This window comes from Burkholderia sp. HI2714, from assembly GCF_002223085.1.
Lineage (GTDB): Bacteria > Pseudomonadota > Gammaproteobacteria > Burkholderiales > Burkholderiaceae > Burkholderia > Burkholderia lata_D.
Window position 1 is genome coordinate 54372 of sequence record NZ_NKFM01000019.1, and the last position, 25917, is coordinate 80288.

Genomic DNA, 25917 nt, shown 5'->3' on the forward strand with positions numbered 1-25917 from the left:
CGTCATCGCATCTTGAGCCGTGTGCGCGCGACGAACAGCGCGGCGAGGCTCAGCAGCGCGCAGCCCATCAGATAGAGCGCCGGCGACAGCCGGTTGCCGGTCGCGCTGATCAGCCAGGTGATGACGAACGGCGCGAAGCCGCCGAACAGCGTGACACCCGTGTTGTAGCTGACCGCGAGCCCCGTTGCGCGGGTCTGCGACGGGAACAGCTCGGCCATCAGCGCCGGCAGCGCGCCGCAGTACATCGCCTTCAGCGCACCGATCCAGACCAGGGCGGCGAGCATCGTCGCGAACGACGCGTGACGCGTGAGCCACGCGAACGTCGGGTACACGGTGACGAGCATCAGGACCGCGGCGACCGCCATCATGCGGATCCGCCCGGTACGATCGGACAGGTGGCCGACGACCGGCGTGACGAGCGTGAGCACGAAGCCGGTCGCGAGCGTCGCCGCGAAGCCCGTCGATGCGGGCAGGCCGAGCTGCTTGATCGCATAGGTCGGCATGTACAGGATCATGTAGTTGATCGCGGTCGAGATCACGAGCGCGCCGATCGACAGCAGCACCCGCACCTTTTGTTCCGCGAACAGCTCGCGCACGGGCGCTTCCGAGCGTGCCTGCGTCTTGAACTCGACGCCTTCGTCGACGTAGCGGCGGATGTACAGCCCGACCGGGCCGATCGCGAGCCCGAACAGGAACGGCACGCGCCAGCCCCAGCTTTCGAGTTGCGCGGTCGTCAGCGTGGAGGTCAGCAACGCGCCGAAGCCCGACGCGAGCAACGTCGCGAGGCCCTGGCTCGCGAACTGCCAGCTCGACATGAAACCGCGCCGCTGCGGGGCGTGCTCGACGAGGAACGCGGTCGAGCTCGCGAATTCGCCGCCCGCGGAAAAGCCCTGCATCAGCCGCGACAGCATGATCCCGAGCGGCGCGAGCAGGCCGATCGATGCATAGGTCGGCATCAGCGCGATCAGCAGCGTGCCGGCCATCATCATCGCGATCGACAGCAGCAGCGACGCCTTGCGGCCCGCGCGATCCGCGTACGCGCCGAGCACGAAGCCGCCGATCGGCCGGATCAGGTAGGACAGCCCGAACGTGCCGAGCGTCAGCATCAGCGACGTCGCTTCGCTGGTGGCGGGGAAGAACAGCTTGGCGATCGTCACCGCGAAGAAGCCGTAGACGATCAGGTCGAACCATTCGAGTGCGTTGCCGATCGACGCCGCGAAGATGATGCGCCGGATCTTCGCGGCGCTGGGGCGGGCGGCTTCCTGCGAGGTCAGGGTGGTCGTATTCATCGTGTGTGCAGGTCCCGTGAAAGGGCGAAGCGCGTTACAGGGCGGCGCCGGCCGCGGCGGGCGGTCGGCGCGTCGTCGCCGAGATCCCAGAAGAGGCCGGCCATCATCTGCAGCCCCTCTCTGACGACGCTCGCGAGCAGGTGCTCGTCCGGTGCGTGCTGCGAGCACGCCGGGTACGAGTGCGGCACCCACAGCGTCGGCAGCCCGAGCGTGTCGGCGAACACTTCGTTCGGCAGCGTGCCGCCGAGATTCGGCAGGATCGCGGGCTTCTTGCCGGTGGTCCGCGCGAGCGACGCGACGGCCCAGCGCACCCACGGATCGTCCGGCGGCACGCGCGTCGCCGGTGCGCCGCGTTCGACGTCGATCTCGATATCGGCGAAGCCGTGTGCGTCGAGGTGCGTGCGCAGATGCGCGTGCAGCGCCTCCCAGTCGGTGCCGACGACGAAGCGCAACTGGCAGTGCGCATACGCGGCGGGCGGGATCGCGTTGACGGGGTGCTCGGGGTTGCCGGCCTTGAACGCGAGGATCTCGAACGTGTTCCAGCCGAACACGCGCTCGGGCGCGGTGAGGCCGGGCTCGCCCCAGTCGGCGTCGAGTGCCGGATCGCCGGGGCCGCCGCCGACGGAAAGATCGGCGAGCGCATCGCGCACGGCCGCCGGGATCGGCGGCGGACGCAGCCCCGCGACGCGAATCGCGCCGCGCGCGTCGACGAGGCTCGCGAGCGCATGCGCGAGCACGATCGCCGGATTGCGCAGCAGCCCGCCCCAGTTGCCGGAGTGATGCGCGCCGTCACGGGCGCGCAGGCTCAGCTTGAAATTGACCGAGCCGCGCGAGCCGAGGAACACCGTCGGGCGCGCGGCGGCGATGCGCGGGCCGTCGGATGCGATCAGCACGTCGGCCGCGAGCGCGTCGCGCTCCTGGCGGCACAGCGCGTCGAGGCCCGGCGAACCCGTTTCCTCGCCCATCTCGATCAGCAGTTTCGCGTTGAAGCCGAGCCGGCCGTCGCGCGCGTCGAGCACGCTCGCCAGCGCGGCCAGGTTGATGGTGTGCTGGCCCTTGTTGTCGGCGCTGCCGCGGCCGTACCAGCGGTCGCCGTCGGCCGTCAGCGTCCACGGCGACAGCGGCGCGCGCCACTGCGCGTCGTAGCCGCGCACGACGTCGCCGTGGCCGTAGATCAGCACGGTCGGCAGCGCGTCGTCTTCGTGGCGCGAGGCGAGCAGGAACGGGCCGCCGCCGTCGACGGGATTGTCGACGATCCGCGACGTGAAGCCGAGGCGCGCGGCTTCGGGGGCAATCTCGTCGGTCAGGTAGGCGCGCAGTGCGGCACCGTTGCCGCTTTCCTGGCTTTCGGTGCGCAGGCCGACGCGGCGGCTCAGGGTCGTGAAGAACGCACCGGATTCGAACTGGTTCAGCGCGTGCTGGATGGCGGCGGTACGGCTCAAGTCGGGTCTCCTCTGTCGGGTTCGCTGCACGCGCCGGATCGGGCATGCAGCGTGAAGTGCGATCGATTCTAGGAAGCCGTTTTTTTTGTCACAATGATCGAATTTCGAACCTTTCTTTGCCGAAAAGGCAAAGCAGCGCGGCCGGCAGCCGGGCGGAGACAGAACGATGGCGGCTTTCCTGCATGGCCTGGCGTTGCGGTATTTCGTCGAAGTGGCGCGTACCGGCTCGATCAGCGACGCGTCCGCGCGGCTGCACGTGGCCGTATCCGCGATCAGCCGCCAGATCGCGAAACTGGAGAGCGAGCTCGGCGCACCGCTGTTCGAGCGCCGGCCGCGCGGGATGGCGCTGTCGGAGGCCGGCGAGCGGCTGCTGGCATTCGCGCAGCGCAGCCTGCTGGAGGCCGAGCACGTGATGAAGGACATCGGCGGGCTCGACGCGCTGCACGGCAGCCTGCTGAAGATCGCGTGCTCGGAAGGGTTCGCGATCGACTTCCTCCCCGGCACGCTGGCCAGCTTCAAGGCGCGCCATCCGGGTGTCGATTTCTCCGTATGGGTGGTGTCGCCGGCGGACGCGACGCGGCGTGTGCGCGACGGCGATGTGGACATCGCGTTGAGCTTCAGCCTCGCGCCGGAGAAGGGCGTGCGCGTTGACCACACCGAACGCGCGCCGATTTTCGCGCTGGTGCGGCACGACCATCCGCTCGCGACGCGAGAAGCCGTGTCGCTCGCCGAGGTCGCGCGTTACCCGCACGTGCTGCCCGAGGCCGGCACGACGGTGCGCCAGCTGATCGACATCGCGTGTGCGCTCGACGGCCTGCTGCTCGAGCCCGAACTGACGAGCAACAACACGGCGGCGATGTACGGCTACGCGCGGCGCACGGGCGCGGTGATGTTCACGGGCCTGCTGTCGGTGCGTGACCGCTGCGCTGCGGACGGCTTCGTCGTCGTGCCCGTGACGAACCCGCAACTGCGCGAGCGCAGCATCCAGGTGCAGACGATGGCGGGGCGCGACCTGCCCGCGTCGGTTCGCGCATTCCGCGACCATCTGATCGATGCGATGCAGGCCGCGTCGGCGCCGCCGACTGCCGCGCGCGGCCCGAGAGGCCGGCCCGTGAGATAATCGTCAATCCGCCTTCCGTGTCCATGCGGCTCATCGAGCCGCATCGCCCCTGTTCGACGCCAAATTGAAGAACCTGATTGTCACCCTCGATCGCGCCGGCGAGTTCGACGAGATCATCGACGTGCGCACGCCGCTCGAGTTCGCCGAGGACCATATTCCCGGCGCGCTGAACGCGCCCGTGCTCAGCAACGAGGAGCGCGTGCTCGTCGGTACGATGTACCGCCAGGTGTCGCCGTACGAGGCGACCCGGGTCGGCGCGGCGATGGTCGCGCGCAACATCGCGCGCCATCTCGACACGACGTTCGCCGACCGTCCGCGCAACTGGCGGCCGCTGATCTACTGCTGGCGCGGCGGCAAGCGCTCGGGCTCGATGACGGCCTGGTTCAACCTGATCGGCTGGAAGGCGCGCCAGCTCGACGGCGGCTACAAGGCGTACCGCCAGTCGGTGTGCGCGACGCTCGATTCGCTGCCGACGCGCTTTCGCTACATCGCGCTCGTCGGCCATACGGGCTGCGGCAAGACGCGCCTGCTGAGCGCACTGCGCGACGTGGGCGCGCAGACGCTCGATCTCGAGGCGCTGGCGTGCCATCGCGGTTCGCTGCTCGGCGCGCTGCCAGGCAAGCCGCAACCGACGCAGAAGGGGTTCGATTCGGGGCTGGTCGAAACGCTTGGACGTTTCGACCCCGAATGGCCGGTGTTCGTCGAGTCGGAAAGCCGCCGGATCGGGCTCGTGCAGTTGCCGATCGCGTTGATCGAAGCGTTTCACGCGGGGCCGTGGGTGCATGTCGACGCGGCGCATGACGAGCGCATCGCCTTTCTCCTCGACGATTACGCGCACCTGTTCGACGAACCGGAGGCGTTCAAGGCGCAGCTCCATCGGCTGATCGGCCTGCACAGCCGCGAGCAGGTGACGCACTGGAAGGCGCTGATCGACGCGAACGCACGCGCCGAACTGTTCACCGAACTGATCGACAAGCATTACGATCCGGCCTACGCACGGACCTACCGCGCGGCATACAACAAGCCGAACCGGGCGCTGACGTTCACGTTCCGGCCCAACGCGGCCGACGGGCGCGATCAGGCGCGCACGCTGCTGGCCCAGCTCGCACAGGCCGGGCTACCCGCATCGGCCGCGTTTGCTGCAGGCGCGACATTCGAAACTGATCAAAACCAATCGACGACCACACGATGACGACCACACGCACCCAACCCAATCCGGCCCTCGGCTGGATGACCTTCCTGCTGATCGCGGTCGCGGGACTGTTCTATGTGAAATGGTTCCCGTACTACAACAAGGCGTTCGTGGCCGCCGAGCATCATTCGATCGGCCAGTCGATCCTGATGGGCACGTCAGCGGCCGCGCCCGAGCCGTCGCTGAAGGCCGCGCTCGACTACGCGTGGGCGTACGGCAAGGCGATCTGGCAGGCAATGGTGCTGGGCCTGCTGCTCGGCTCGGCCGTGCAGGCACTGCTGCCTGCGCACTGGGTCGCGCGCGTGCTCGGCCGTACCGGGTTCGGCAGCGTCGCCGCGGGCGGCCTGCTGTCGTTGCCCGGCATGATGTGCACGTGCTGCGCGGCGCCGGTCGTCGCGGGGCTGCGTGCGCGCCATGCATCGCCGGGCGGCGCGGTCGCGTTCTGGCTCGGCAACACGGTGCTGAACCCGGCGGCGCTGGTGTTCATGGGCTTCGTGCTCGGCTGGCACTGGAGTGCACTGCGCCTCGTGCTCGGCATCGCAATGGTGTTCGGGATCGGCTATCTGCTGAACCGTATCGCACGCCCCGAAGACCGCAGCATCGACGATGCACAGCTCGCCGCGCTGGCGGCCGAGCAGGCCGCGGCCGGCAATCCGTTCGTCCGCTGGATGAAACTGCTCGCGCGCATGGCCGTGCGGCTCGTGCCCGAATACATCGTGCTCGTGCTGCTGCTCGGCGCCGCGCGCGCGTGGCTGTTCCCGCATATCGGCCCGGACATCGGCAATCATCTCGGCTGGATCGTCGCGTTCGCGGTCGCGGGCATGCTGTTCGTGATCCCGACGGCAGGCGAGGTGCCGATCATCCAGGCGATGCTGTCGCTCGGCATGGGCGTCGGCCCGGCCGCCGCGCTGCTGATGACGCTGCCGCCGATCAGCGTGCCGTCGCTCGCGATGCTCGCGCGTTCGTTCAAGCCGTACATGCTGGCGATCGTCGCGACGCTCGTCGTCGTGTTCGGGATCGCGAGCGGCCTGCTCGCGATCGCGTTCGGGTTCTGACGCGCGCCAGCAGGGCGCAATCGTATTCATCCGGCGCCGCCGTTTCACCCGGGCGGCGCCATTTACAAGAAGCAAACAGGAAAACGCATGACCCAACCGAAGATCCATCCTCGACTCGAAAAGGCGCTGACGCGCGGCGATCTCGCGATCCGCCAGGCCAATTCCGCGCGGGCGACTGCCGTGCTGAACGCACTCGGCACGATGATCATCGAGGCCTCCGCGACGATCGGCGTCGAGGCCAGTATCGACATTCCGCAAGGCGACCGCATTTACGATCCGGTCAACGGCCTGTGGCCGCAGAAGATGCTGGTGTCGTTCGACGGCCCGGTGGACGAAGCCGACAAGGAAGAGCTGCGCACGGTCTATCTGCTGGCCGACGATCCGGGCATGCAGTTCCGCGTGGAGTGGCATCGCGCGGACGGCAAGCTCGGCCGCCAGGAAGGCGGCCCGCTCGCGACCGTCGCGTTCCTGACCGACGTCGAGATCCCGTGGAGCGACGACGACGAGTAACGTCGTCCGCATGAAGCCGGCGCCGGGTGCGCCGGCCGTCAGCGCATCATCCGCCGCCGGAACAGCCACGCGGACAGCAAGAATCCGCCGACCGCGTAACCGGCGAGCACCGCGACATGCAGCGCGATGTCGGTCGCCGGCCGGCCGAGCATCGCGGGCCGGATCAACTCGACGGCATTCGCGAGCGGCAGCGCCTGCGCCGCACGCTGCGCGATCGGCGGCAACTGCGTGATCGGGAAGAACACGCCCGACAGCAGCAGCATCGGCGTCAGCACGAGCGTCTGATAAAACATGAAGAAATCGTAGGACGGCGCGAGCGCCGTGACGATCATCGCAATGCTGGCAAACGCGAGGCCCGCGAGCGCGATCACGGGCAGCGCCGCGAGCATCGACGGAAACCGCGCATAGCCCAGCGCCCCCGCGACGAGCATGATCGCGGCCCCCGACAGCATCGCCTTGCTGGCCCCCCAGACGATCTCGCCGAGCACGATGTCGCCGAGCGCGAGCGGCGTATGCATGATCGCTTCCCACGTGCGCTGCACGTGCATCCGCGAGAATCCCGAATACATCGACTCGAAGCTCGCGGACATCATCACGCTCGACCCGACCGTGCCGGCCGCGAGGAACGCGATATACGACACGCCGTCGACATGGCCGAGCATCAGCCCGAGCCCGAACCCCAGCCCGAACAGATAGATCATCGGATCGGCAAGATTGCCGAACATCGACGCGAGCGCGAGCTTGCGCCAGACGAGATAGTTGCGCCGCCAGACGGCGATCCAGTTGGTCGCGTTCGCGGGCATGGCGATCGCGAAGCGCGACACGCGCGGGGGTGCCGACGGTGCGGCGGTGGAATAGTTGCGGACGTCCATGATCGATCAGTCCTGCATTTCGCGGCCGGTGAGCCGCAGGAACACATCTTCAAGATTGGCCGGGCGATGCAGATAGCGCAACCCCGTGCGACCCTTGAGTCGTGCACTGAGCGGCTCCGGATCGCTCACGTAGCAGAACAGCGTCTCGCCGCTGATCTCGGTGTGCTTCGCGAACGCCGACAGCTCGTCGCGCAGCGTGGCCGGATCGGGCCCGTAGATCTCGATCACGTCGCAGCCGATCTCCGATTCGATCAGCGCGTGCGGCGCGCCTTCGGCGATCTTGCGGCCTTCCTCGATCACGCACAGGCGGTCGCACAGGCGCTCGGCTTCTTCCATGAAGTGCGTGGTGATCAGGATCGTCTTGCCGCGCGCGAGCAGCGAGCGCAGCCGCTCCCACATGAGGTGACGCGCCTGCGGGTCGAGGCCCGTCGTCGGCTCGTCGAGCACCAGCACATCGGGATCGTTGACGAGCGCGCGAGCGAGCGTCAGGCGGCGCTTCATGCCGCCCGACAGCTCGCCGACCTTCGCATCGGCCTTGTTCTCGAGCTTCGCGAATTCGAGCAGCGGCTTCACGAGCGCGTGCGCAGCCTGCGCCGACATGCCGAAGTAGCGGCTGAAGACGAGCAGGTTCTCGCGCACGGTGAAGTCGGGGTCGAGATTGTCGAACTGCGGGACGACCCCGACGCGCTGGCGCGCATGTCGCGCACGCGATGGAACCGGTTCGCCGCAGAGCGAAATGGTGCCTGCGTCGGGATGCGTGAGGCCGAGCAGCATTTTCAGCGTGGTGGTCTTGCCGGCGCCGTTCGGCCCGAGCAGGCCATAGCATTCACCCGCCTGGACGGTGAAGGACAGGCCGTTGACGACGAGCTTGTCGCCATAGCGCTTTTCGACGTTCCGGAAATCGATCGGTGCAACGGACATGGGCATGTTGTCGTTGTAGGCGGGCGCGGAAGCGTTCCGCTGTTGCCGGATGCATGGCCGGTTGGCGAACCGATCGGACGATTGCGTGTCACACGGGCATGACCGAAGCGCACGACGCCGGCGCCTGATGGCCCGCTGGAGTACGAACGGGCCATTCTAGTGCATCGACTGCGTCTCTTCAGGGCATGCCTGCACGGTGCGATGCATGGACGCACCGATCTTGCACTGCATCATCGCGCACGAGCCGAGCGGGGCGAATCAGCGTTTTCCATCCCTTGCGTCCTGAATTGCGGCGCACCATGATGAATGCGTAGGCTCGGTGTTGCGACAGGGAGGTTTCATGGCTAGCTACAACAAGATTTTGCTGTGTTACGACGGCACGCTCGAAGGACGCAAGGCACTGCGTTGCGGCGCCAATCTCGCGATGGACCTGAAGGCCGAGACGCATTTGCTGTCGGTGGTCGACATGCGCTCGAGCATTGCACAGAGCGCGGGTTTGCTGACCGACGTCGCGTGCGGCCGGTTCGAGGAAACCGCACGTGAAATCCTGCAGGAAGGGGTGAACTGGCTGCGCGAGCGCGGCGTGCAGGCCGAAGGCCATTTCGCGTTCGGCTATCCGATCGACGAAATCGCGAACCTCGCGACGGAGCTGAAGGCCGACCTCGTCGTCGTCGGCCATCGGTGTCGCAGCGGGTTGTCCAGATGGTGGATGGGGTCGGGCAACACGCAACTGCTCGATCGCGTGAACTGCAGCATCCTGGTTGCGTGTTCGTCGGCGCAGGAGCAGAAGGAAGAAATCGCGCGGGAGCGTGAAGCGGCCACGGCGAACGGCAAATGATCCAATGATTCGATGACTGCCTGACCGGCGAATCGCGCCGGTCGGGCGTCGTGTCACGTCCGTGGGGCGGGCGCTGACCGCGGCCACTCAAGACCGGTCAAGCGTGCAGGTCGATCGCGGACAACTTCCACGAGAACAGCCCGAAGCGGTGGAATATCGCCGCATAGCGCGTGCCGTCGGCACTGCGCTGGTAGGTCACGACGAATTCATCGATATTCCGGTACCCGGCGCTGGTTTGCTGCTGGTGCGGCGCATGCGTTGCATCGACCGGGCTGGCCGGTGCGGCAGCGGCGGGTGGCGGCGATGACGCAGCTGGAGCGGCCGCATTGCTGCCCGGAGCGGCTGCGCTCGCCGGGGGAGCCGGATTGGCTGCAGGCGCAGCCGGCGCATTGCTGCCTGGCGGCAGATTCGACCATTCGGGTGGGCGCTCACCTGGATTGCCACGCGGTGGCAATCCGCTCATCAGCGCGGCTACGCCTTCCGGGGTCGCGTACGCATCGACCAGCGGGCCGATTAGTGCCGACCCGATCAGCGCGCCGATCACCGCGAACGGATTGTTCTTCTTTACCGCGTCGATCCGGCGCATCAACTCTTCCGTGACCTGCTGCTTCAGGCTGATGCGCAGCGACGGGAAATCGACATATTCACTGATGGCCTGCGCATCGCGCGCATCGATCGCCGATTTCAGGCGACCGAGCGCGACGTACGGCGACGCGTACGCATAGCCGATCGCCGTAATGCTGGCGACGGCCAGCACGACGATCAGCAGGGCCTTGAGCCGCCATGCGCGGCCCGAAGATCCGGTCACGTTGCCTCCGGTGCGGGGATGTTCCGCAATCAGAGACCGCCCGGCGTGGCCGATCGTTCCTCTGCGATGCAGCGATCGATCATCCGGCACACGGCATCGATCGTGCCGACCATGATCAGGCGCGAACGGCCGTGATAGACGCGCACCGGTGCACGGCGCGCGGGTTCGGCGTGATTCAGGCCGGCGTTCAGCGATACCCGCGCGAAAGCGGGGAGCGCCGACGGCAGCAGGGACGCCTGCCGTTCGACTGCGACTTCTTCTTGCACAGGCGCCGCCGCGGACAGCGGTGCGCAGGGCGTGCGGCCGCGCAGGTGACGCAGGCGGCCGAATTGACGGAAAGGCAGCAGACGGGCAAGGCGTTCCATGATGTTCTCCTAGCGAGACGGAATGTCAGAGTTCGCCCGAGCGAATCAGCCCGACGGCGATGCCTTCCAGCGCGAATTCCGCGCTGCCGGCCTTGACGAAGATGTTTTCGTAATCCGGGTTCTCCGCGATCAGTTCGAGACCGCCCGGCCGGCGCATCAAGCGCTTGACCGTGACGTCGTCGCCGAGGCGCGCGACGATGATCTGGCCGTCCTTCGCTTCCGTGCGCTTCTGCACGGCGAGGAGGTCGCCGTCGAGGATGCCGGCGTCGCGCATCGACAGGCCGCGTACTTTCAGCAGGTAGTCGGGCTTGCTGGAGAACAGCGCGGGATCGCACGCGTAATGCTGCGAGATGTGCTCCTGCGCAAGGATCGGGCTACCGGCCGCGACGCGGCCGACGAGCGGCAGCGACAACTGCATCAGGCCGGCGTGCGGCAGCGTGAACTGATGCGGGGCATCGTCGATGCCGAGCAGGCGGATGCCGCGCGACGCGCCGGCGGCCAGCTCGATCACACCCTTGCGCGCCAGCGCGCGCAGGTGCTCCTCGGCCGCATTCGGCGAACTGAAGCCCAGTTCGGCCGCGATCTCGGCACGGGTGGGCGGGAATCCGGAGCGCTCGATCGCGCGACGGATCAAGTCGAACACTTGCTGCTGACGGGCGGTGAGTTTGGTCATGGCTCAACTGTATGGATAGACAGTGAGCTGTATTTTTATACAGTAGTCCGCGAATTTCAAGTGTTACGTGAGGTTCGACGCGATCACGCCGGTTCCGACGCGATTTCACGACGCCCGGACGCCGGTTCATCTGCCACAACCGTCCATCCCGTCTGCGTTAGCACTTTTGAGTATTAAAAAATAAGGAACGATTATTTTTAATCATGTAACCCGTTCGTTAGACTGGCCCGACATCGCAATACCGACAACACTGGAGAACCAAGGATGGGCAAGCGCAACACGGGGCTGGTGGGCGGAGTGGGCCGCCTGATCGCAACACTCGCGCTGGGCGCGGCGGCGGCGCTGGGCGTCGCGACGCACGCACAGGCCGATACGACCTTCCTGAACGTGTCGTACGACCCGACGCGCGAGCTGTATCAGGACTTCAACCAGGCGTTCGGCAAGGAGTGGAAGGCGAAGACGGGCGAGACCGTCAACTTCAAGCAGTCGCACGGCGGTTCGGGCGCGCAGGCGCGCTCGGTGCTCGACGGCCTGCAGGCCGACGTCGTCACGCTGGCGCTCGCGTACGACATCGATGCCCTCGCGAACAAGGGGCTCGTCAACAAGGACTGGCAGAAGCGCCTGCCCGACAACGCGTCGCCGTACACGTCGACGATCGTGTTCCTGGTGCGCAAGGGCAATCCGAAGGGGATCAAGGACTGGGACGACCTGACCAAGCCGGGCATCTCGATCGTCACGCCGAATCCGAAGACGTCGGGCGGCGCGCGCTGGAACTACCTGGCTGCATGGGCGTACGCGGTGCGCAAGCCGGGCGGCAACGAGCAGACGGCGAAGGAATTCGTCACGAAGCTCTACAAGAACGCCGGCGTGCTCGATTCGGGCGCGCGTGGCGCGACCACGAGCTTCGTGCAGCGCGGGATCGGCGACGTGCTGATCGCATGGGAAAACGAGGCATTCCTGTCGGTCAAGGAATTCGGTACCGACAAGTTCGAGATCGTCGTGCCGTCGGTGAGCATTCTGGCCGAGCCGCCCGTCGCGGTGGTCGACAAGGTGGTCGACAAGAAGGGCACGCGCAAGCTGGCCGATGCCTACCTGAACTTCCTGTACAGCCCGCAGGGCCAGGAGATCGCGGCGCGCAACTACTACCGGCCGCGTTCGAAGAACGTGCCGGCGGAGCTGACGAAGCAGTTCCCGAAGCTGAAGCTGTACACGGTCGACGATACCTTCGGCGGCTGGACGAATGCGCAGAAGACGCATTTCGCGGACGGCGGCGTGTTCGATTCGATCTACAAGCCGCAGTAACGCCATAACGACAGCGGCGCGCCACGATAGCGCGCCGCATCCCCGACGGGCCGCCGGCGCGATTCACTGCGCCGGCGTTTGCGTCGGACCCGTGAGCAGCACCGACCCAGCAAGAGCATCCGATGACGACGTACACCTTTCGCAAGCCGAGCGCGCTGCCCGGTTTCGGCGTGACGCTAGGCATCACGGTGGCCTATTTGAGCCTCGTGGTGCTGATACCGCTCGCCGCCACGTTCCTGAAGACCGCGACGCTGTCGTGGGACCAGTTCGTCACCGCCGTCACGTCGCCGCGCGTGCTCGCGTCGTACCGGCTGACGTTTTCCGCCGCGCTCGGCGGCGCGCTGATCAACGCCGTGTTCGGTTTCCTCGTCGCGTGGGTGCTCGTGCGCTACACGTTCCCGTTGAAGCGGCTCGTCGATGCGATCGTCGACCTGCCGTTTGCACTTCCGACGTCGGTCGCCGGCATTTCGCTCGCGGCCGTTTACGCGACCAACGGCTGGGTCGGCCAGTATCTGGCGCCGCTCGGCATCAAGATCGCGTTCACGCCGGCCGGCGTGCTGGTCGCGCTGACCTTCATCGGGCTGCCGTTCGTCGTGCGCACGGTGCAGCCGGTGCTCGAGGATTTCGAGCGCGAGCAGGAAGAGGCCGCCGCGTGCCTCGGCGCGTCGCGCTGGCTGACGTTCCGCCGCGTCGTGCTGCCGGCCGTGCTGCCTGCGCTCCTCACCGGGTTCGCGCTTTCGTTCGCGCGCGCGCTCGGCGAATACGGCTCGGTGATCTTCATCGCCGGCAACGTGCCGATGAAATCCGAGATCACGTCGCTGCTCATCATCACGAAGCTCGAGCAGTACGACTACGCGGGCGCGACCGCGCTCGCGGTCGTGATGCTCGTCGTGTCGTTCCTGATGCTGCTGCTGATCAACACGCTGCAGTGGTATCTGCAGCGCCGCACGAGCAAGGGCGCGAGCGGCCCCGCGCCCGCCGCCGTCATCGCTACCGCAGCAGGAGGCCAGCAATGAGCCAGGAGGCCACCGTCGTGCTGAAAACCCCGTCGCCGGCCGCACGCGCCGCGAAACGGCTCGACCCCGTCAGCGAGTCACGTGTCGTGCGCTGGCTGCTCACGGGCATCGCGCTGGCGTTCCTCGCATTTTTCCTCGTCGTGCCGCTTGCCGCGGTGTTCGTCGAGGCGCTGAGAAAGGGCGTCGGCTTCTATTTCGAATCGCTGGCCGATCCCGATGCGTGGTCGGCGATCAAGCTGACACTGACCGTCGCCGTGATCGCGGTGCCGCTGAACCTCGTGTTCGGCGTGTGTGCATCGTGGGCGATCGCGAAGTTCGAATTCCGTGGCAAGGCGCTGCTGACGACGCTGATCGACCTGCCGTTCTCAGTGTCGCCGGTGATCTCGGGCCTTGTCTACGTGCTGTTGTTCGGCGCGCAAGGCTGGCTCGGCCCGTGGCTGCAGGAGCACGACGTGCAGATCATCTTCGCGGTGCCGGGCATCGTGCTCGCGACGATCTTCGTCACGTTCCCGTTCGTCGCGCGCGAACTGATTCCGCTGATGCAGGCGCAAGGCACCGACGAGGAAGAAGCCGCGCGCGTGCTCGGCGCGTCGGGCTGGCAGATCTTCCGCCGCGTGACGCTGCCGAACGTGAGGTGGGGCCTGCTGTATGGCGTGATCCTGTGCAATGCGCGCGCGATGGGCGAGTTCGGCGCGGTGTCGGTCGTATCCGGCCACATCCGCGGCGTGACCGACACGATGCCGCTGCACGTGGAGATCCTGTACAACGAATACAACTTCGCGGCGGCGTTCGCGGTGGCGTCGGTGCTGGCGCTGCTCGCGCTCGTCACGCTCGCGCTGAAGCTGATCGCCGAGCGTCATCTCGCGGCCGAACTGGCCGACGCGCACGACGCCGTTCCCGCACATGCCGGCCCCGTCGGCGCCGTTTCGTCGAAATCGTAAAGAGGCAACCAGAATGGGTATCACCGTCCGTAACCTTCAGAAGCGCTTCGGCGATTTCACGGCGCTCGACAACGTGTCGCTCGATTTCCCGCCGGGCGAGCTGGTCGCGCTGCTCGGGCCGTCCGGCTGCGGCAAGACCACGCTGCTGCGCGTGATCGCGGGCCTCGAGCACGCGGACGCCGGCCAGGTCGTGCTGCAGGGGCTCGACGTGGCATCCGTCGGCGCGCGCGACCGCCAGGTCGGCTTCGTGTTCCAGCACTACGCACTGTTCCGCCACATGACGGTCTTCGAGAACGTCGCGTTCGGGCTGCGCGTGAAGCCGCGCCGCGAGCGGCCGTCGGAAAGCGCGATCCGCGAGAAGGTGCACGAGTTGCTGAAGCTCGTGCAGCTCGACTGGCTCGCGCAGCGCTATCCGTCCGAGCTGTCGGGCGGCCAGCGCCAGCGCATCGCGCTCGCCCGCGCGCTCGCGGTCGAGCCGAAGGTGCTGCTGCTCGACGAGCCGTTCGGCGCGCTCGACGCGAAGGTCCGCAAGGAGCTGCGCGGCTGGTTGCGTCGTCTGCACGACGACCTGCACATCTCGACGATCTTCGTCACGCACGACCAGGAGGAGGCGCTGGAAGTCGCGGATCGCATCGTCGTGCTGAACCGCGGCCACGTCGAGCAGGTCGGCAGCCCGCAGGACGTCTACGATCATCCGCAGAGCGCATTCGTCTACGAGTTCCTCGGTGCGGCCAACCGGTTGCCGGGCACGGTCGCCGGGCGTGGCTTCGTCGCCGAGGGGGCGGCCGCGCCGATCGAGGTCGACGCCGATTTCGCCGGTCCCGCGAACGCCTATGTGCGCCCGCACGACCTTCAGCTGTGGCCGGTCGGCGAAGGGCACCGCGACGGCATCGCGGTGGACGTGCGCCGCGTGATCCCGCTCGGCGGCTCGGTGCGCGTGGAGCTCGAGGCGCGCGCGGGCGGTGCGCTCGAGGCCGAACTCGATCGCGACGCGTGGCGGGCGCTGTCGCTGCAGGTCGGCGACGGTGCGACGGCCGTGCCGCGCGCGGTGCGTGTGTTTCCCGCGCGTTGACGAGCAAATACAGGGCAGGGGGCGGAACATGCTCCGAATCGACAATCAAACAACGACAGCCTAAGAGGCATACCCATGAATTTTCAGCAATTGCGGTTCGTGCGCGAAGCGGTGCGCCAGAACATGAACCTGACGGAAGTCGCGAACGTGCTGTACACGTCGCAGTCGGGCGTGTCGAAGCAGATCAAGGATCTCGAGGATGAGCTGGGCGTCGACATCTTCATCCGGCGCGGCAAGCGGCTGACGGGGCTCACGGAGCCCGGCAAGGCCGTGCACCAGCTGATCGAACGGATGCTGCTCGACGCCGAGAACCTGCGCCGCGTCGCGCGCCAGTTCGCCGACCAGGACAGCGGTCACCTCGTCGTCGCGACGACGCACACGCAGGCGCGCTACGCACTGCCGAAGGTGATCCGCCAGTTCACCGACGTGTTCCCGAAGGTGCATCTCGCGCTGCGTCAGGGCAGCCCGCAGCAGATCGCGCAGATGATCCTGAACGGCGAGGCCGATCTCGGCATCTCGACCGAGGCGCTCGACCGCTATCCGGACATCGTCACGTTCCCGTGCTATTCGTGGCACCACACGGTCGTCGTGCCGAAGGGCCATCCGCTCGTCGGCCGCGAGAACCTGACGCTCGAGGAAATCGCCGAGTACCCGATCATCACGTACGACCAGGACTTCACGGGCCGCTCGCATATCGATCAGGCGTTCACGCAGGCGGGCGCCGTGCCCGACGTCGTGCTGACCGCGATCGACGCGGACGTGATCAAGACCTATGTCGAGCTCGGCATGGGGATCGGCGTGGTCGCGGCGATGGCCTACGATCCGCAGCGCGACACGGGGCTCGTCGCGCTCGATACGCAGCACCTGTTCGAGGCGAGCACGACGCGGGTCGGGCTGCGCAAGGGCGCGTTCCTGCGCGCATACGCATACCGGCTGATCGAGATGTTCGCGCCGCACCTGAACGAAGCGGAAATCGCGGGGCTGTTGCGCGAAGCCGTTTGACGACGGCGCGTCGCGCGCCATCCGCGCGCTCACCGCGGATGGCGCGACGTACCGGCGCGGGTTGTCATGAATTGGGCAGCGGCAGGCGATCCGCCGCTGCCTGGGTAGTTCGACTCACCGTATCATCGACCGCCATCGCGGTTTCCCGTCAGCCTCTTCGCCGCACGCGGCGAACGACATGTATTCGCTTGCCGGCACGACGACAAGAACACAAGAGGGTGCGCGCGTACGCCTCGTTTCGGGTTCGGCCATTTGCCCCATCGAGCGATCCATTGGCCGGCAAATGTGATTCAATGCGCGTGAATGCCGGGTGACGTGCGCTCGGGCCGTCCCTTGGCCGCCATCCTGCCGGCCGGATCGCACCAGCGACGCAATGCGTAACACCGGGAGACAGTGCGAAAGGCGAAGCCGGCAGCCCGTCCACCTTCACAAAACAAGGCATGCGGATTGCCGGTCCCGACACGCTTGGAGACATATCGCGCAGCACGCAACACGCGTGACGAAGAGGTAAACAATGAATCTGAAATGGTTTCTCTTCTCCTTCGAAGGCCGGATCGGGCGCCTGCCGTGGTGGATCTACGCGCTGGTTTCCACGGTGCTCAGCGCGATTTTCGATGCGAATTCGCGCAGTGCGCCGGAAGACGATCTGCCGCTGCTGGTGATGCTGGTGGTCGTCGTCATCGCGGTCGTCACGGTGTGGTCGTCGATTGCGGTCGGCGTGAAGCGGCTGCACGACATCGACAAGTCGGGATGGTGGATGCTGCTGCTGTTCGTGCCGATCGTCGGTGCGCTCGCGTTGTTCGTGATGAATGGCTTCATCGCCGGCACGCCGCATGCGAACCGCTTCGGCGAGCCGCCGTCGGCCGATGAAGACGAACCGGCGCCGCGGGACCCGGCGTGACTCGCGCTCCGAATAAACCCTTAAATATTGATCAGACAGGTTGCACACCGACGCGAATCGGTACAGCATAGCCTTCACTCCGCCGGCGTCCCGCCGGCGGCGGCGCGTCAACAACAGCACGCGCCAGGCAGTCGGCAGTCGGCCGTCTGCCTCGCCTCCATTCCGTGGTACCGACAGCAGCATCGATGGCCATTGCCCGGGTAGTGTGGCGCAAACGTTTGCTCACATTAAAACAACAGTCAAACAATAGTCCGGCCCGTGGGGGGCCGGTCGCCAGGAGATGAGTATGAATGTCCTCTTTCGCCGTCGCTTCCTGACCGCCGCGCTCGCCGCCGTCGCGGTTGCCGCCGCACCGGCCGTCCACGCGCAATCTGCAGCCAAGCCGAAGGTCGCGCTCGTGATGAAGTCGCTCGCCAACGAGTTCTTCCTGACGATGGAAACGGGCGCGAAGGAATACCAGAAACACAACGCGGGCCAGTTCGACCTGATCACCAACGGCATCAAGGACGAGACGGACACCGCGAACCAGATCCGCATCGTCGAGCAGATGATCGTGTCGAAGGTCGACGCGATCGTGCTCGCGCCGGCGGATTCGAAGGCGCTCGTGCCGGTCGTGAAGAAGGCGGTCGACGCGGGCATCGTCGTCGTGAACATCGACAACCGGCTCGATCCCGACGTGCTGAAGTCGAAGAACCTGAACGTGCCGTTCGTCGGCCCGGACAACCGCAAGGGCGCGCGCAAGATCGGCGATTACCTCGCGAAGCGGCTGAAGGCGGGCGACCAGGTCGGCATCGTCGAAGGCGTGTCGACGACGACCAATGCGCAGCAGCGCACGGCCGGCTTCCAGGACGCGATGAAGGCGGGCGGGATGAAGGTCGTGTCGGTGCAGTCCGGCGAATGGGAGATCGACAAGGGCAATGCGGTCGCCGCCGCGATGCTCAACGAATACCCGAACCTGAAGGCGCTGCTGTGCGGCAACGACAACATGGCGATCGGCGCCGTGTCGGCCGTGCGCGCGGCCGGCAAGCAGGGCAAGGTGCTCGTGGTCGGCTACGACAACATCAACGCGATCAAGCCGATGCTGAAGGACGGCCGCGTGCTCGCGACCGCCGATCAGTACGCGGCGAAGCAGGCCGTGTTCGGTATCGACACGGCGCTCAAGGCGATTGCCGAGCATCGCAAGCAGGCCGACATGTCGGGCGTGGTCGAGACGCCGGTGGATCTCGTGACGAAGTGACGCAGCCCCGATGCGGCCGCCGCCCTCAAGAATCTCGCGCGGCGGCCGTTATCCGAGGTGAGCGCGATCACGGCCACTGCATGCACATGCACTTGTGAGCGTCACACCCGCGCGCCGCGTGCGCGCGGCCGCAACCAGGATCGCGATGGACCCGACTTTCCAACCCTCCCGCGCAGCCACTCCCGTGCTGTCCGTATCCGGCGTCGGCAAGACCTACGCCGAACCCGTGCTCGCCGACGTCACGCTGACGCTCGAGGCGGGCCACGCGCTTGCGTTGACGGGCGAGAACGGCGCCGGCAAGAGCACGCTGTCGAAGATCATCGGTGGGCTCGTCGAACCGACCGCCGGCACGATGCAGCTCGGTGGCAAGCCGTATGCGCCGGCGAGCCGCACGCAGGCCGAGGCACTCGGCGTGCGCATGGTGATGCAGGAGCTGAACCTGCTGCCGACACTGACGGTTGCCGAAAACCTGTTCCTGAACCGCCTGCCGCGGCGTTTCGGGATCATTGATCGCGCGCGGCTGCGCGACGATGCGCGGGCCGCAATGGCGCAGGTCGGGCTCGACACGGTCGATCCCGATACGCCGGTAGGCGCGCTCGGCATCGGCCACCAGCAAATGGTCGAGATCGCGCGCAACCTGATCGGCGACTGCCGCGTGCTGATTCTCGACGAACCGACCGCGATGCTGACCGCGCGTGAAGTCGAGCTGCTGTTCGAGCAGATCGACCGGCTGAAGGCGCGCGGCGTCGCGATCGTCTACATCTCGCACCGGCTCGAGGAACTCGCGCGGGTCGCCGAGCGCGTCGCGGTGCTGCGCGACGGCCGGCTCGTCCATGCGGGCGACATGGCGGCGACGACGTCCGACGGGCTCGTCACGCTGATGGTTGGGCGCGAGATCGGCGAGCACATCGATCTCGGCGAGCGTCGTATCGGCGCGCCGCGGCTCGTCGTGTCGGGCCTCACCCGCGGGACAGCGGTGCGCGACGTGTCGCTCGAGGTGCGCGCGGGCGAGATCTTCGGCATCTCGGGGTTGATCGGTGCGGGACGTACCGAGCTGCTGCGGCTGATCTACGGCGCGGATGCGCCGGACGCGGGGGCGATCGCGATCGGCCAGCCGCCGAAGCCGGTGCGGATCGGTTCGCCCGTCGAGGCGGTGAAGCAAGGCATCGCGCTGATCACCGAGGATCGCAAGGGCGAAGGGCTGCTGCTGACGCAGTCGATCACCGCGAACGTGTCGCTCGGCCAGCTCGACCGGCTCGCGCGCGGCGGGATCGTCGACAGTGCGCGCGAAACGGCGCTCGCCGAGCAGCAGATCGACGCGCTGCGGATCCGCACGCACGGCGCGACGCAGGCGGTCGGCGAACTGTCGGGCGGCAACCAGCAGAAGGTCGTGATCGGCCGCTGGCTCGCACGCGACATGGGCGTGCTGCTGTTCGACGAGCCGACGCGCGGGATCGACGTCGGCGCAAAGTTCGAGATCTACACCTTGATGGGCGCGCTCGCGCGCGAAGGCCGCGCGCTCGTCGTCGTGTCGAGCGACCTGCGCGAGCTGATGCTGATCTGCGACCGGATCGGCGTGATGTCGGCCGGGCGCATGACCGCCGTGTTCGAGCGCGGCAACTGGACCCAGGATGCGCTGCTGGCCGCGGCGTTCGCCGGCTTCGGCCGCGAGACGCCGCCGGGCGGCGCGCAGCATCCGGACACGGGGCAGGCGCCAGGCGCCGCTCCCGGTACTTCGAATACAGGACGACAGCAATGACCCAGCCTCCCGTAACCCCGACCGACGCAGGCGCGCAGCAGGACCTGACGGGGCGCCGTGCGCGCACGCTGTCCGGCACGCGGCTCGGCCTGTCGAACTACCTCGGGCTCGCCGGTGCGCTCGCCGCGATGATTGCGCTGTTTTCGGTGCTGAGCTCGCATTTCCTGACCTACGATACGTTCAGCACGATCGCGAACCAGATTCCCGATCTCGTCGTGATGTCGGTCGGGATGACCTTCGTGCTGATCATCGCCGGGATCGACCTGTCGGTCGGCTCGGTGCTCGCGCTCGCCGCTTCGATGGTCAGCGTCGCCGCGCTGAAATGGCAGTGGGGGCCGCTGCCAGCCGCGCTGATCGGCATCGCGGTCGCGACCGCGACGGGCGCGCTGACGGGCGCGGTCACGGTCGGCTGGCGGATCCCGTCGTTCATCGTGTCGCTCGGCGTGCTGGAGGCCGCGCGCGGCCTCGCATACCAGCTGACGAATTCGCGCACGGCGTACATCGGCGACGCGTTCGATTTCCTGTCGAACCCGATCGCGCTCGGCATCTCGCCGGCGTTCCTGATCGCGGTCGCGGTGATGATCGCGGCCCAGTTCGTGCTGACGCGGACCGTGTTCGGACGCTATCTCGTCGGGATCGGCACGAACGAAGAAGCGGTCCGACTTGCAGGGGTTAACCCGAGGCCGTATAAAATTCTCGTATTCGCATTGATGGGCGCCCTCGCAGGGCTGGCGTCGCTGTTCCAGATTTCGCGGCTCGAGGCGGCCGACCCGAATGCGGGCGTCGGTCTCGAACTCCAGGTGATCGCCGCCGTCGTGATTGGCGGCACGAGCCTGATGGGCGGGCGCGGCTCGGTGATCAGCACGTTCTTTGGCGTGTTGATCATCTCCGTGCTCGCCGCGGGGCTGGCGCAGATCGGTGCGAACGAGCCGACGAAACGGATCATCACCGGCGCGGTGATCGTGGTGGCGGTCGTGCTCGATACGTATCGCAGCCGGCGCACACGCGTGCGGTAGAAAGACAGACAGAACAGACCAGAGAGAAACGGGAAATGGCGACGATCAAGGATGTGGCGGCCATGGCGGGCGTGTCGTTTACGACCGTCTCGCACGTGGTGAACAATTCGCGGCCGGTGTCCGCGGATGTGCGTGCGAAGGTCGAGGGCGCAATCCGCGAGCTGAATTACGTGCCGTCGGCCGTGGCGCGCTCGTTGAAGGCGCGTGCGACGGCGACCATCGGCCTCGTCGTGCCGAACAGCACGAACCCGTACTTCGCGGAGCTTGCGCGCGGGATCGAGGATCAATGCGCGGCCAACGGCTATTGCGTGTTCTTCTGCAACTCGGACGACGATCCCGTCAAGCAGCGCAACTACCTGCGCGTGCTGCAGGAAAAGCGCATCGACGGGCTGATCGTCGCATCGGCGGGCGAGGATGCGGTGCTCGCGCAGACGCTTGCGGATATCCACGCGCCGCTCGTCGTCGTCGACCGCAACATCGAGGGGCTCGCGGCCGACCTGGTGCAGATCGACCACGAGCGCGGAGCGTACCTGGCGACGCGTCACCTGCTCGAGCTCGGGCACGCGAAGATCGGCTGCATCACGGGGCCGACCGACACGGCGGTCAGCGCAATGCGCGTGCACGGCTTCATCCGCGCGATGGCCGAGCGCGGGGTCGACATCGTGCCGGGCGCGATCGCGGAAAGCGACTTCTCGTGCCTCGGCGGTTATCACGCGGCGTCGCGGCTGTTCGAATCGGTGCGGCCGAGCGCGATCTTCGCGGGCAACGACCTGATGGGCGTCGGCGCGCTGCGCGCGGCGGCCGAGCGCGGCATGCGCGTGCCCGACGACTGTTCGATCATCGGGTTCGACGACATCGAATTCTCCCGCTACACGTATCCGGCCCTGTCGACGGTCGGCCAGTCGGTGCGCGCGCTCGGCGAAATGGCCGCGCAGACGCTGATCGAGCGCATCGGCGGCGGCTCGACCGCCGTGCCGAGCCGCCGCCGCGTCGTGTCGCCGCGCCTCGTGCTGCGCGAATCGACGGCGGTCTATCGCGAGCCGCCGGCCTCCGGCGGTCGCGCATGACGGCGCCCGCGGCAGGCGCCGGCCGCGTGACGGTGGTCGGCAGCCTCAACATGGATCTCGTCGTGCGCGCGCCGCGCCTGCCGCTGCCGGGCGAAACGCTCGCCGGTCATGCGTTCGCGCAGGCGGCGGGCGGCAAAGGCGGCAACCAGGCCGTCGCGGCCGCCCGGCTCGGCGCGCAGGTCGCAATGATCGGCTGCGTCGGCGCGGATGCCCACGGCGCGGCCCTGCGCGCGGGGCTCGAAGCCGAGGGGATCGACTGTGCGGGGCTCGCGACGAGCGCATCGGCGTCGACCGGCGTCGCGCTGATCGTCGTCGACGATGCGAGCCAGAACGCAATCGTGATCGTCGCGGGCGGCAACGGCGAGGTCACGACCGAGACGGTCGCCCGGCACGAGGCTGCACTGGCGTCGGCCGACGTGCTGATCTGCCAGCTCGAGACGCCGCCGGACGCGGTGTTCGCGGCGCTGTCGGCCGGGCGTCGGCTCGGCCGCACGGTGGTGCTCAATCCGGCCCCGGCCGTCGCACCGCTGCCGGACGGCTGGCTGCCGCTCGTCGATTACCTGATCCCGAACGAGGTCGAGGCGGCCGCGCTGACCGCGCTGCCGGTGCGCGACCCGGCGGAGGCGGAAGCCGCCGCGCGCGTGCTGCAGGCGGGCGGCGCGCGCAACGTGCTGGTTACGCTGGGCGCGCGCGGCGTGCTGGCGCTGACGGCCGACGGCGCGGCGCGGCATTATCCGGCGCCGGTCGTGCAGGCCGTCGACACGACGGCGGCCGGCGATACCTTCATCGGCGGCTTTTCCGCACGGCTTGCGGCCGGCGCGGACGTCGACACGGCCATCCGCTTCGCGCAACGTGCAGCGGCACTGTCGGTCACGCGAGCGGGCGCGCAACCGTCGATTCCAACGCTTGCCGAACTGGCCGGATAGGGCCCGATCAAGCATCGTGGCCGGTTCGTCGCCAACGACGGCCGGCCGCGTCTCCACGACGCTCGCCGGCAGCGGAGCGCCTCCCATCCTTGACTTCCAACGTGCGCTGAAACACGCATTTTCATTCAGCTATTTGTAATAAACAGACGAATAATTCGAAAAAATAGCGGAAACACCATCAAGTTGTGCGATGCATGGTCGTAAATGCATCGAGTGAAGCAATGCTTCGAAGCGACGGGCCCGTCCCGTCCATCACGACGCAACACAGGAAGGATGATGGTGTTCAAAAACCTGACGATTCGTGCGCGCATCGGTTTCACGATGGCGTTTCTGGCGGTGCTCCTGGGGGTGATCGGCGGGCTCGGCGTGTACGGCATGACACGCGCGAACGATGCGACGCGCGAAATTTTCACGAACCAGATGCCGAGCGCGGTCGATGTGTCGGTGGCCGATATCTACGCCGCGCGTGAACGCCTTGCGCTCGACCGTGCGGCACTCCTGGCCGGCACGCCCGACGCGGCCGCCGCAGTCGAGCGAAGCCGCGGGATGCGCGCGCAGTCCGACGCGTGGTGGCAGAAATACCTCGCGTTGCCGCGCGGCCCGGAGGAAGACCGGATCGCCCAGGACGTCGCCGCGAAGCGGCAGGCGCTGCAGCGCGAGTGCGACGCGTTCGCGAGCGTGGTCGGGGCGAATCAGGCCGACCGGATCGGCGACGGCGCGAAGCGGCTCCAGGCGAGCTTCAACGACCTCGCGACGGCAAGCGAGGCGCTGCGCAACTTCCAGTTCACGGATGCGCAAGCCGGCTTCGATCACGCGGAATCCGTATACGACACGCTGCGCGTGCTGGCGATCGTCACGCTGGTGGCCGGCTTCGGCGCCGCGGTCGTGTCGTGGCTGACGCTGAGCCGCGCGATCGGCCGTCCGATTGCCGACGCGCTCGCGCATTTCGACGCGATTGCCGCCGGCGACCTGCGCCGGCCGATCGTCGTGGATCGCCGTGACGAGATGGGCCAGCTTCTCGAGGGCCTCGGCAAGATGCAGCGTGGGCTCGTCGACACGGTGCGCACCGTGCGCGGCGGCAGCGAGTCGATCGCGACCGCGGCGCGCCAGATCGCGGCCGGTAACATCGACCTGTCGTCGCGCACCGAGGAACAGGCCGCGGCGCTGCAGGAAACCGCGTCGAGCATGGAGCAACTGACCGGCACCGTGAAACAGAACGCGGACAATGCACGCCAGGCGAGTTCGCTGGCCGCGAACGCGTCGGAGATTGCAAACAAGGGCAATACGGTGGTCGGCCAGGTGGTCGGCACGATGGGCGAGATCAACGACAGCTCGGCGAAGATCGCGGACATCATCGCGATCATCGAAGGAATCGCGTTCCAGACCAACATTCTTGCGCTGAATGCGGCAGTCGAAGCCGCGCGGGCAGGCGAGGAAGGCCGCGGTTTCGCGGTCGTCGCGGGCGAGGTGCGCAGCTTGGCCCAGCGTTCGTCGACCGCGGCCAAGGAGATCAAGGTGCTGATCGACGCATCGGTGGAGCGCATTCGGTCGGGTTCCACGCTGGTCGACGAAGCAGGGCGCACGATGAGCGACGTGATCAGTGCGGTGCAGCGCGTGACGGACATCATGGGCGAGATCGCGGCGGCGTCGGAGGAACAGAGTGGCGGGATCGACCAGGTGGCGCGCGCGGTCGCGCAGATGGACGAGGTCACGCAGCAGAATGCGGCGCTCGTCGAGGAAGCCGCAGCTGCCGCGCAATCGCTCGACGAACAGGCCGGGCGCCTGCGTGAAACGGCGGCGGTCTTCCAGCTCGATGACGACACGGCACGCCCGGTCGGCGCGGCGCCGGTTGCAGTGCGTCACGCACCGCGTGCGGTGGCCGCCACGGTTGCGGTGCCCGTCCAGGCGGCTGCGCGCGACGATCGCGACGCACCGCCGAAACGCGTCGCCGCAGCGGCGCCGGTACGCAAGCCCGCCGCTGCTTCCGCGGCGCCCGCGCAAACGGCCGCCACCGCTGACGCGGACGATTGGGAAACCTTCTGATTCGCGCGCGCCGCGCATCTATCCCCATTTGGTGACGAACGACGCCCGCGACCTGCGGGCGTCGTCGTTTCTGCGACGGAAAAAATGTGACAGGCGACGTCATGAATGACGATCGTGCAACGTCGCATGCAGGGTGAAACCTGCATCGAAGGATGCGTGCACAGGTTGTGTGCCATGTTCCCGCATCCGTCGTACGGGTATTTCCGTAAGGGCGCTGCGAAAAAAATTTGTAACGGCGCACGCAACGTGTCGTCGAAAACGACCGCTCGAACGTATAGGGATGAAGGGGGAGGTGACGACGTCGGATGTGTCCAACACACAAGACGTTCCGTTGTTCGACGAGACGCGACGGATGCAGTTTCTGCGGCTCGGGACGTCGATTGTAAAACGACGAAATGTGTTGTCCAAGCGGTGTTGTCGAGAATGACGAACTTCATACGAAGAGTTCGTGAAAAAAAATAAGAAAGGGTTTAGGATGAATTCGAACGCGCTTGCTTCTGCGCAGTCGTACGAAGGCAGGCAAGTCTTCAGACTCAGGCGAGGGAGGTAG

General features: G+C 67.2%; 24 protein-coding genes. 17 read left to right on the top strand and 7 right to left on the bottom strand.

The genetic code is table 11. The features are described 5' to 3' along the window. Positions 1–2: 2 nt before the first annotated feature. Positions 3–1289: an MFS transporter gene (locus tag CFB82_RS08740; RefSeq protein ID WP_089483928.1), complete on the bottom strand. Its 1287-nt coding sequence runs from the start codon at positions 1287–1289 to the stop codon at positions 3–5. After that, positions 1286–2731 carry a M20 family metallopeptidase gene (locus CFB82_RS08745; RefSeq protein WP_256990308.1) on the bottom strand — a complete coding sequence of 482 codons (1446 nt, stop codon included), beginning with the start codon at positions 2729–2731 and terminating at the stop codon, positions 1286–1288. Before CFB82_RS08745 ends, CFB82_RS08740 begins: the two co-directional genes overlap by 4 nt. 166 nt (positions 2732–2897) lie before the next feature. Here CFB82_RS08745 and CFB82_RS08750 point away from each other — a divergent pair, with 166 nt between their 5' ends. From CFB82_RS08750 to CFB82_RS08765, 4 genes are all read left to right on the top strand, one after another. After that, positions 2898–3851 (top strand): LysR substrate-binding domain-containing protein, encoded by a 954-nt coding sequence (locus CFB82_RS08750; RefSeq protein WP_089483929.1) that lies wholly within the window; start codon positions 2898–2900, stop codon positions 3849–3851. Positions 3852–3915: 64 nt separating this feature from the next. Beyond that, positions 3916–5043 carry a tRNA 2-selenouridine(34) synthase MnmH gene (gene mnmH, locus CFB82_RS08755; RefSeq protein WP_089483930.1) on the top strand — a complete coding sequence of 376 codons (1128 nt, stop codon included), beginning with the start codon at positions 3916–3918 and terminating at the stop codon, positions 5041–5043. Further along, complete coding sequence (locus CFB82_RS08760) at positions 5040–6098, top strand: permease (RefSeq protein WP_089445569.1); 1059 nt, start codon at positions 5040–5042, stop codon at positions 6096–6098. Before mnmH ends, CFB82_RS08760 begins: the two co-directional genes overlap by 4 nt. An 87-nt stretch (positions 6099–6185) precedes the next feature. After that, positions 6186–6608 carry a hypothetical protein gene (locus tag CFB82_RS08765; RefSeq protein ID WP_179255385.1) on the top strand — a complete coding sequence of 141 codons (423 nt, stop codon included), beginning with the start codon at positions 6186–6188 and terminating at the stop codon, positions 6606–6608. Between the two features lie 38 nt (positions 6609–6646). Here CFB82_RS08765 and CFB82_RS08770 read toward each other — a convergent pair whose 3' ends face one another. After that, positions 6647–7480: an ABC transporter permease gene (locus CFB82_RS08770; RefSeq protein ID WP_089483932.1), complete on the bottom strand. Its 834-nt coding sequence runs from the start codon at positions 7478–7480 to the stop codon at positions 6647–6649. A gap of 6 nt (positions 7481–7486) precedes the next feature. After that, positions 7487–8401, bottom strand: a complete 915-nt coding sequence (gene nodI, locus CFB82_RS08775) for a nodulation factor ABC transporter ATP-binding protein NodI (RefSeq protein WP_069247891.1) — start codon at positions 8399–8401, stop codon at positions 7487–7489. A gap of 340 nt (positions 8402–8741) precedes the next feature. On the opposite strand from nodI, the gene CFB82_RS08780 reads away from it, so the two are divergent. After that, positions 8742–9239 (top strand): universal stress protein, encoded by a 498-nt coding sequence (locus CFB82_RS08780; protein WP_039358765.1) that lies wholly within the window; start codon positions 8742–8744, stop codon positions 9237–9239. 97 nt (positions 9240–9336) lie between these two features. Here the strand turns inward: CFB82_RS08780 and CFB82_RS08785 are convergent, their stop codons facing one another. From CFB82_RS08785 to lexA, 3 genes are read right to left on the bottom strand one after another with little or no spacing between them, the layout of a single operon-like run. Then, positions 9337–10047, bottom strand: coding sequence for a DUF2939 domain-containing protein (locus CFB82_RS08785; RefSeq protein ID WP_089483933.1), 711 nt, complete (start codon positions 10045–10047; stop codon positions 9337–9339). A gap of 29 nt (positions 10048–10076) precedes the next feature. Then, the gene (locus CFB82_RS08790) at positions 10077–10412 is read right to left on the bottom strand and encodes a hypothetical protein (RefSeq protein ID WP_006476078.1); all 336 of its coding nucleotides are present in this window, start codon (positions 10410–10412) and stop codon (positions 10077–10079) included. Positions 10413–10437: 25 nt separating this feature from the next. Then, a complete protein-coding gene (lexA, locus tag CFB82_RS08795; protein ID WP_009689103.1) occupies positions 10438–11085 on the bottom strand; it encodes a transcriptional repressor LexA in 648 nt (215 codons plus the stop codon). A gap of 264 nt (positions 11086–11349) precedes the next feature. Between lexA and CFB82_RS08805 the strand changes: the two genes are divergently transcribed. From CFB82_RS08805 to CFB82_RS08860, 12 genes are all read left to right on the top strand, one after another. Continuing rightward, positions 11350–12387: a sulfate ABC transporter substrate-binding protein gene (locus tag CFB82_RS08805; protein WP_089483934.1), complete on the top strand. Its 1038-nt coding sequence runs from the start codon at positions 11350–11352 to the stop codon at positions 12385–12387. Between the two features lie 122 nt (positions 12388–12509). Continuing rightward, a complete protein-coding gene (gene cysT, locus CFB82_RS08810) occupies positions 12510–13403 on the top strand; it encodes a sulfate ABC transporter permease subunit CysT (RefSeq protein ID WP_089483935.1) in 894 nt (297 codons plus the stop codon). Continuing rightward, entirely contained in the window at positions 13400–14344 is a 945-nt protein-coding gene (cysW, locus tag CFB82_RS08815; RefSeq protein ID WP_089445574.1) for a sulfate ABC transporter permease subunit CysW, read from the top strand. Before cysT ends, cysW begins: the two co-directional genes overlap by 4 nt. A 13-nt stretch (positions 14345–14357) precedes the next feature. Continuing rightward, a complete protein-coding gene (locus CFB82_RS08820; protein WP_069247896.1) occupies positions 14358–15416 on the top strand; it encodes a sulfate/molybdate ABC transporter ATP-binding protein in 1059 nt (352 codons plus the stop codon). 75 nt (positions 15417–15491) lie between these two features. After that, positions 15492–16418, top strand: coding sequence for a CysB family HTH-type transcriptional regulator (locus tag CFB82_RS08825; protein ID WP_006484201.1), 927 nt, complete (start codon positions 15492–15494; stop codon positions 16416–16418). Positions 16419–16932: 514 nt separating this feature from the next. After that, positions 16933–17319, top strand: coding sequence for a DUF805 domain-containing protein (locus tag CFB82_RS08830; RefSeq protein WP_069247897.1), 387 nt, complete (start codon positions 16933–16935; stop codon positions 17317–17319). Between the two features lie 286 nt (positions 17320–17605). Further along, a complete protein-coding gene (locus CFB82_RS08835) occupies positions 17606–18556 on the top strand; it encodes a sugar ABC transporter substrate-binding protein (RefSeq protein WP_089425352.1) in 951 nt (316 codons plus the stop codon). Between the two features lie 145 nt (positions 18557–18701). Beyond that, positions 18702–20315, top strand: coding sequence for a sugar ABC transporter ATP-binding protein (locus CFB82_RS08840; protein ID WP_069247899.1), 1614 nt, complete (start codon positions 18702–18704; stop codon positions 20313–20315). Then, the gene (locus CFB82_RS08845) at positions 20312–21331 is read left to right on the top strand and encodes an ABC transporter permease (protein WP_089445577.1); all 1020 of its coding nucleotides are present in this window, start codon (positions 20312–20314) and stop codon (positions 21329–21331) included. The genes CFB82_RS08840 and CFB82_RS08845 overlap by 4 nt, the downstream gene beginning before the upstream one ends. A gap of 35 nt (positions 21332–21366) precedes the next feature. After that, a complete protein-coding gene (locus CFB82_RS08850; RefSeq protein ID WP_039358736.1) occupies positions 21367–22398 on the top strand; it encodes a LacI family DNA-binding transcriptional regulator in 1032 nt (343 codons plus the stop codon). Continuing rightward, entirely contained in the window at positions 22395–23324 is a 930-nt protein-coding gene (gene rbsK / locus CFB82_RS08855) for a ribokinase (protein ID WP_069247901.1), read from the top strand. The genes CFB82_RS08850 and rbsK overlap by 4 nt, the downstream gene beginning before the upstream one ends. Positions 23325–23600: 276 nt before the next feature. After that, positions 23601–25367 (top strand): methyl-accepting chemotaxis protein, encoded by a 1767-nt coding sequence (locus CFB82_RS08860; protein ID WP_089483936.1) that lies wholly within the window; start codon positions 23601–23603, stop codon positions 25365–25367. The last annotated feature ends 550 nt before the right edge of the window (positions 25368–25917 follow it).

What these genes read in the sequence shown, in the direction of transcription:
- CFB82_RS08845 (WP_089445577.1), top strand. Translation starts at nt 20,312, where the DNA reads ATGACCCAGCCTCCCGTAACCCCGACCGACGCAGGCGCGCAGCAGGAC.
- CFB82_RS08860 (WP_089483936.1), top strand. Translation starts at nt 23,601, where the DNA reads ATGGTGTTCAAAAACCTGACGATTCGTGCGCGCATCGGTTTCACGATG.
- CFB82_RS08750 (WP_089483929.1), top strand. Translation starts at nt 2,898, where the DNA reads ATGGCGGCTTTCCTGCATGGCCTGGCGTTGCGGTATTTCGTCGAAGTG.
- CFB82_RS08765 (WP_179255385.1), top strand. Translation starts at nt 6,186, where the DNA reads ATGACCCAACCGAAGATCCATCCTCGACTCGAAAAGGCGCTGACGCGC.
- cysW (WP_089445574.1), top strand. Translation starts at nt 13,400, where the DNA reads ATGAGCCAGGAGGCCACCGTCGTGCTGAAAACCCCGTCGCCGGCCGCA.
- CFB82_RS08835 (WP_089425352.1), top strand. Translation starts at nt 17,606, where the DNA reads ATGAATGTCCTCTTTCGCCGTCGCTTCCTGACCGCCGCGCTCGCCGCC.
- CFB82_RS08830 (WP_069247897.1), top strand. Translation starts at nt 16,933, where the DNA reads ATGAATCTGAAATGGTTTCTCTTCTCCTTCGAAGGCCGGATCGGGCGC.
- nodI (WP_069247891.1), bottom strand. Translation starts at nt 8,401, where the DNA reads ATGTCCGTTGCACCGATCGATTTCCGGAACGTCGAAAAGCGCTATGGC.
- CFB82_RS08740 (WP_089483928.1), bottom strand. Translation starts at nt 1,289, where the DNA reads ATGAATACGACCACCCTGACCTCGCAGGAAGCCGCCCGCCCCAGCGCC.
- CFB82_RS08780 (WP_039358765.1), top strand. Translation starts at nt 8,742, where the DNA reads ATGGCTAGCTACAACAAGATTTTGCTGTGTTACGACGGCACGCTCGAA.
- cysT (WP_089483935.1), top strand. Translation starts at nt 12,510, where the DNA reads ATGACGACGTACACCTTTCGCAAGCCGAGCGCGCTGCCCGGTTTCGGC.
- CFB82_RS08790 (WP_006476078.1), bottom strand. Translation starts at nt 10,412, where the DNA reads ATGGAACGCCTTGCCCGTCTGCTGCCTTTCCGTCAATTCGGCCGCCTG.
- CFB82_RS08805 (WP_089483934.1), top strand. Translation starts at nt 11,350, where the DNA reads ATGGGCAAGCGCAACACGGGGCTGGTGGGCGGAGTGGGCCGCCTGATC.
- lexA (WP_009689103.1), bottom strand. Translation starts at nt 11,085, where the DNA reads ATGACCAAACTCACCGCCCGTCAGCAGCAAGTGTTCGACTTGATCCGT.
- CFB82_RS08825 (WP_006484201.1), top strand. Translation starts at nt 15,492, where the DNA reads ATGAATTTTCAGCAATTGCGGTTCGTGCGCGAAGCGGTGCGCCAGAAC.
- CFB82_RS08850 (WP_039358736.1), top strand. Translation starts at nt 21,367, where the DNA reads ATGGCGACGATCAAGGATGTGGCGGCCATGGCGGGCGTGTCGTTTACG.
- CFB82_RS08820 (WP_069247896.1), top strand. Translation starts at nt 14,358, where the DNA reads ATGGGTATCACCGTCCGTAACCTTCAGAAGCGCTTCGGCGATTTCACG.
- CFB82_RS08770 (WP_089483932.1), bottom strand. Translation starts at nt 7,480, where the DNA reads ATGGACGTCCGCAACTATTCCACCGCCGCACCGTCGGCACCCCCGCGC.
- CFB82_RS08840 (WP_069247899.1), top strand. Translation starts at nt 18,702, where the DNA reads ATGGACCCGACTTTCCAACCCTCCCGCGCAGCCACTCCCGTGCTGTCC.
- CFB82_RS08760 (WP_089445569.1), top strand. Translation starts at nt 5,040, where the DNA reads ATGACGACCACACGCACCCAACCCAATCCGGCCCTCGGCTGGATGACC.
- rbsK (WP_069247901.1), top strand. Translation starts at nt 22,395, where the DNA reads ATGACGGCGCCCGCGGCAGGCGCCGGCCGCGTGACGGTGGTCGGCAGC.